Consider the following 6206-nt stretch of genomic DNA (forward strand, 5'->3'; position numbering starts at 1 on the left):
TATCCGCTATAAGCTCTACATCCACATCATCCAATGAAGAATCTGCGATCGCGGTGACTACTGCGATTGCTGCAATCGCTTCTTGAGAACTGAGTGCTTCTTCCAAAGACTTTTGGGAACTAAAAATCTTATCGTATTTGCCCATGATAGCTGCCTCTTGAAATAGTTTTTTAGTGATGATAGACCGATGATGGTGATACTGCCCATGGGTAGTCTAGCAATGCTATACAGCACATAGTCAAAAGTTTTTAGTTCAAAGTTTTGTTAACTATTGACTGTACGCTCTTGACTAATGAATGGAATCTGCTAGATACATAATCCTGAATTATGCTCAAACCTCCCCCTATTATCTTTTATTACCGTCAGTCAAATAGTACAGCCTAGAATGGAAATAACGTAAAAGCAGCATAAAAGCCAAAAACAAAAGCTACGAAGAATCAAGAAATTCTAAAGTAAATTACAAATAGGCACAAGCGATCGCGCTGCTTATAAACGGAAGATCTACCAGTGAGGTTAACTAAAGATGGTAACAATAGGGAAAAATACTGCGTCTCATTCTTCTCAAGAGCGATCGCTCATCCTGTGGTTCGATGAAGTAGGAATTGCCGATATCCCACGTGTTGGTGGGAAAAATGCGTCTTTGGGTGAAATGATTCAACAACTAAAGCCTAGAGGTGTTAATATTCCAAACGGATTTGCCACCACAGCTTATGCCTATCGTTATTTTATCGAATCAGCAGGTCTAGAACATAAATTGCGCAAACTCTTTTCGGACTTAAATGTTGAGGATGTAAAAAATCTACGAGAACGAGGGAGAAAAGCGCGGGCTCTGCTTTTACACACACCATTTCCCTCAGAATTACGGGATGCAATCACCACAGCATACCAAGCCTTGTGTATTTCTACACCTGAGAGGGATTTAGAATTTGCAGATAAGTATACAGTAGACGTCGCGGTTCGCTCCAGTGCCACTGCTGAAGATCTTCCCGATGCGAGTTTTGCAGGACAACAAGAATCTTACCTTAATATCACGGGTGTAGAAGGAGTCTTAAGCGCTTGTCATAAATGTTTTGCTTCCTTATTTACTGATCGTGCTATTTCCTATCGTGAAATTAAAGGGTTTGACCACTTCAGCGTTGCTCTTGCTGTTGGCGTGCAGAAAATGGTTCGCTCTGACTTAGCGTCTTCTGGGGTAATGTTCTCCATTGAAACTGAAACAGGTTTTAAAAATGCTGCTCTGATAACAGCAGCTTATGGTCTAGGAGAAAACGTTGTTCAAGGAAACATTAACCCTGACGAATACTACGTTTTTAAACCCACATTAAAAGCAGGTTTTCGCCCTATCATCGATAAAAGATTGGGCAGCAAAGAACTTAAAATGGTTTATGATGACGGCTCTAAGCTCACCAAAAATGTACCAGTCCCTGTTGAAGAAAGAGGCAAGTTTGCCCTCAACGATGATGAGATTTTACAGCTAGCTCAGTGGGCATGTTTAATAGAAGATCATTATTCCGAAGTTCACGATCTTTATACGCCCATGGATATAGAGTGGGCAAAAGATGGTATTACTAACGAACTTTTTGTTGTACAAGCACGCCCTGAAACAGTTCAGTCACACAAAGAGCAGCGTGTCTTGAAAACTTATCGTTTACTGGGAAGTGGAATAGGGAGTGGAGAAAAATTTGCTGACACCTCAACTCCTAACCTTAATAGTCTACATCCTTTGGTTACAGGTCGCGCAATTGGAGAAGCGATTGGTCAAGGAAAAGCAAATTTAATTTTAGATGTCAGCAAGATTGAGCAATTTAAACTTGGAGAAGTTTTGGTGACGGAAAGAACGGATCCCGACTGGGAGCCGATTATGAAAAAAGCAAGTGCAATTATTACCAATCAAGGGGGGCGCACGTGCTTTGATGGAGAAACAAAGATTTTAACAAATAACGGTTTTATGACCTTGCAGCAGATTTACGAACGAGGTCATGAAGGGTTATTTACTATTGCCTTGAATCTAGAGACAAACAAAATAGAGTGGCAACCAATTTTAGACTCTATGAAACGCCAGTCAAGGATGATTAGCATCAGCGCATCTCAAACAGGTCGAGTAGCTGACAATATTCTCCGCCTAACTCCTGACCATAAAATGATAAATATTAGACGGGGTAAATATATAAAAACAGAAATTCAAGAGATGCTCACTCATAGGGAAATGTTGTTAATAGCACAACATATTCCTTCTTTAATTGATTCCAGAGAAGAAAGAACTGAAACAGCTTATTTATTAGGTGGCATTCTTACGGATGGTTCTATTTATAGAAGCCGTACTCACGGAGAGGTACAGTTTATCCAGAAGGATATCCCTCAAAAGGAGCAATTTATAGCTGCTATGAATGAATGCATGACCGCTCTTTACGGAAAATCGTTTGTTCCCTGTAAAAAAAATGATTCTTGCGGCTATATAAGAGGTCAATTAGTAGTAGGTCAAGCAACAGCTTACAGATTTTACTCCAAACGAGTTGCATACGAGTTGCACGAAAAAGAGCAAAATATTGTCAGCATGCTGCTGAACAATTCCGTAGAATTCTCTTATCATTTTTTGGCAGGAGTAATAGATGGAGATGGCTGCTACTCGAATAATCGCATCAATATATATGTATCAGAAGACCTTCTTCTACAAGCTGTTATCGTAGCTTGTTTAAAGATAGGTACTGTTCCTCAGGTGACGAAGAACAGAGGTATACATAACGTGCAATTAGTTGAAAAGCTAACCGAGATATTCCAGTTTACTAACCGAGTTCACGGTGAAGTGACCGACAGAACAATACAAACTCGCTTCTTTGCTACTAGCCAACTATTTGACGACACTGTAACAGGTCAGTTGAAGCTTAGAAGGGATAATAACTTACTTATTTCAGATAAACAACTTCGTGAAACAGGCTTTTTTGAGGAACTACTTGCGGGAGATCTCAGTATGCAGCGAGTGGTTTTAGTCGAAGAAGAAACTTGGGGAGATGTTTATAACATTACAGTTGCTAAACATCATAACTATGTTGTCTTCACAAGCAAATACACACCAGTTATTGTGTGTAACTGCCATGCAGCGATAATAGCACGTGAATTAGGCGTACCTGCAATTGTTGGGTGTGGCGATGCTACAGGAATTTTAAAAAATAATCAAGAGATAACAGTTTCTTGTGCTGAAGGCGAAGAAGGACGGGTTTATGAGGGTTTATTACCTTTTGAAGTCCAAGAAGTTACGCTAGAAAACCTACCCCATACCCGCACCGAGATTTTAATGAATGTAGGCAATCCCCAAGAAGCTTTTAGTTTGTCTGCTATTCCCAATGGAGGGGTTGGTTTAGCGAGGACAGAGTTTATTATCGCTAACTACATCCAAACCCATCCAATGGCATTGATTCACTTTGACGAGTTAGAAGATGAATTTGTTAAGGCTAAAATAGCTGAAATAACTGCTTTGTATGAGGATAAATCCCAGTATTTCGTTGATAAATTAGCCCAAGGTGTTGGTAGGATTGCTGGAGCATTTTATCCCAAACCAGTTATTGTGCGGATGTCAGATTTTAAGAGTAATGAATACGCTAACTTGCTGGGTGGTAAACAGTTTGAGCCTAAAGAAGAAAACCCGATGCTGGGTTGGAGGGGAGCAGCACGCTACTATGATGAAGGCTATAGAGAAGCTTTTGCTCTGGAGTGTTATGCTATCAAGCAAGTAAGAGACGATATGGGTTTAACAAACGTTATCCCAATGATCCCTTTCTGCCGCACTCCTGATGAAGGACGTTTAGTGTTGGCAGAAATGGCAAAAAATGGTCTAAAGCAAGGGGTTAATAATTTGCAGGTCTATGTGATGTGCGAGTTGCCTAACAATGTTATCCTAGCTGAGGACTTCGCACAAGTCTTTGATGGGTTCTCAATTGGTTCAAATGACTTAACTCAACTTACACTTGGTTTAGATAGGGATTCAGCATTGGTAGCTCGATTGTTCGATGAACGCAGTGAGGGTGTAAAACGGATGGTGAAATTCGCGATCGCCGCCGCCAAAAAACACAATCGCAAAATCGGCATTTGTGGACAAGCACCAAGCGATTATCCAGAATTTGCTCAATTTTTAGTAGAGCAAGGAATCGACTCTATCAGTCTTAATCCAGATTCTGTCTTAAAGACAATGCTGGAAATTGCAAAGGTTGAAAATAGTTAGTGGTTAGTAGTTATTTGTTATTTGTTAGCCGTTATTGGTTGGTGCAGAGAAACACTCTATTAACAATTAACAATTAACACTAAAAACTAATAACTAAAGTTAACTAATGACAAATGGCTAAAAAGTGGTTTTGGATTGGTATGAGTGGAGTATTTTTACTATCACTCATTCTGAGGTTTTGGGGATTGGATAGGTTTAATACTTTAGTATTTGACGAAGTTTATTATGCCAAATTTGGCAATGACTATCTCAAACATCATCCTTTTTTTGATGGGCATCCCCCTCTGGGTAAATTGATCATTGCGCTGGGAATTTGGATTAGTACTCACGTTCCTTTTTTCCAAGGCGAGGTAAACGGATTTACTGGTTCATTACTATCACCTTTAAATTATCGATGGATCAACGCTTTTTCAGGCTCATTTATTCCGTTAATTGTTGCAGCAATTGCCTACCATTTAAGTTATCGTCGTAGCTTTGCTTTGCTTGCGGGTTTGTTCACAGCTTGCGACGGTATATTTCTTGTTGAGTCTCGTTATGCTTTGATTAACCAATACATTGTAATTTTTGGACTATTAGGGCAGTGGTTCTTTTTATTAGCATTGGCAAGTCGCAGAAACCGACGTACATTTTGGTTAATATTAGCTGGGATAGCTTTTGGTGCATCAACTGCTACTAAGTGGAATGGTTTATGGTATTTGCTGGGTGCTTATGTAATTTGGTTACTAGCTTGGGCAAAGAATTTAGTTACTGATAACCAAAAGGATTTAACAAATCAGTTAGAAACTGCATCTGATACAAAACTCATTGTTCAAAGTCCGTTACAAAATCTAACACAAATTAATATTTGGCAAATCCTTTTTTATTTGGGAATAATCCCGTTTATTATTTACAGTATCATTTGGATTCCTCACTTACTGCTAGATACAAGATACGGATTTATAGAAGTACATAAGCAAATTTTGGCTTTTCATGAACGTCTTGGTGGCAATACTCCTAAAGTTCATCCTTACTGCGCTGAGTGGTATAAATGGCCTTTAATGATTAGGCCAATGGCGTATTTTTACGGAACAACCCAAAGTATAAACGCTCCACCACCAGTGATGGGACCACCTTTACCTTCAGGAACAGGTAAAATAGTTTACGACGTTCATGCAATGGGTAATCCGTTTTTATGGTGGTTTGCCGTTGCGGCTCTTTTGTTTTTAATTGGGATGTTAATTTCGCAGTTGGTAGTTCCTTCAGTCAAGGAGAAGGGCTTTTCCTTACCTACAAAGTTTTCTGTTGATACTTGGATTGCTTTGTACTTGGTTGTCAATTATTTTGTTCATCTACTACCTTGGGTGACAGTTACTCGCTGCGTTTTTATATACCACTATATGACAGGAGTGGTGTTTGCTTTTTTGGCGATCGCGTGGCTTGTCGATCAGGCGCTGAGCAGTTACTACAAAGAACTCCGGGTATTTGGGATCACAATCACCTTTCTCGTTTTGTTTGCCTTCGTTTTCTGGATGCCTATTTATTTAGGGTTACCTCTTTCAACTCAAGCCTATCACTCCAGAATCATGTGGATGGGTATAAAATCCTGGATTTGAGCTCCTAAGACTTACGCATTGATAGAAGTCATCATACAGTGCCTTCGAGGTACGTGAGGTACATTAGTAGGGGCAAACGGCGTTTGCCCTTGGACTATCGGTGTACCTCATTTGTCTTGTATATGCGGTAGGAATTAATAGTGCCTCAACGAAAGATTTTTTCCCAACCACATCTTCTTTACGTAACTTTCTAAATTGTATTCCTGTTGAAATAGTTGCAAATTTTATTCCGTTTTCTCCCTCAATTTTAACTGCTTGACCGGGGTAAGTTACTTCAAACATTGCTCCTTTTTCTCTATATCCAGGCAACTTTGGTCTTTTCGTACCTTCCGCGTAGTGTTTATCTAGAAGCTGTTTGAAAGATTTGAAGTTCTCATAAACTTTGTGACATACAGATT

2 protein-coding genes and 1 pseudogene are annotated in these 6206 nt (G+C 39.6%); 2 read left to right on the top strand and 1 reads right to left on the bottom strand.

All coding sequences use genetic code 11. The features are described from left to right. The first annotated feature begins 523 nt into the window (after positions 1-523). Together G4P69_RS34905 and G4P69_RS34910 are read left to right on the top strand one after the other, a co-directional pair. Positions 524-4216, top strand: a complete 3693-nt coding sequence (locus G4P69_RS34905; protein ID WP_208343630.1) for a PEP/pyruvate-binding domain-containing protein — start codon at positions 524-526, stop codon at positions 4214-4216. 113 nt (positions 4217-4329) lie between these two features. Beyond that, complete coding sequence (locus tag G4P69_RS34910) at positions 4330-5808, top strand: dolichyl-phosphate-mannose--protein mannosyltransferase (RefSeq protein ID WP_208343629.1); 1479 nt, start codon at positions 4330-4332, stop codon at positions 5806-5808. Between the two features lie 63 nt (positions 5809-5871). Here G4P69_RS34910 and G4P69_RS34915 read toward each other — a convergent pair. Further along, positions 5872-6206, bottom strand: a pseudogene (locus tag G4P69_RS34915) (hypothetical protein); the annotation flags it as partial.

Origin of the sequence: Aetokthonos hydrillicola CCALA 1050 (assembly GCF_017591665.1) — a bacterium.
GTDB lineage: Bacteria > Cyanobacteriota > Cyanobacteriia > Cyanobacteriales > Nostocaceae > Aetokthonos > Aetokthonos hydrillicola.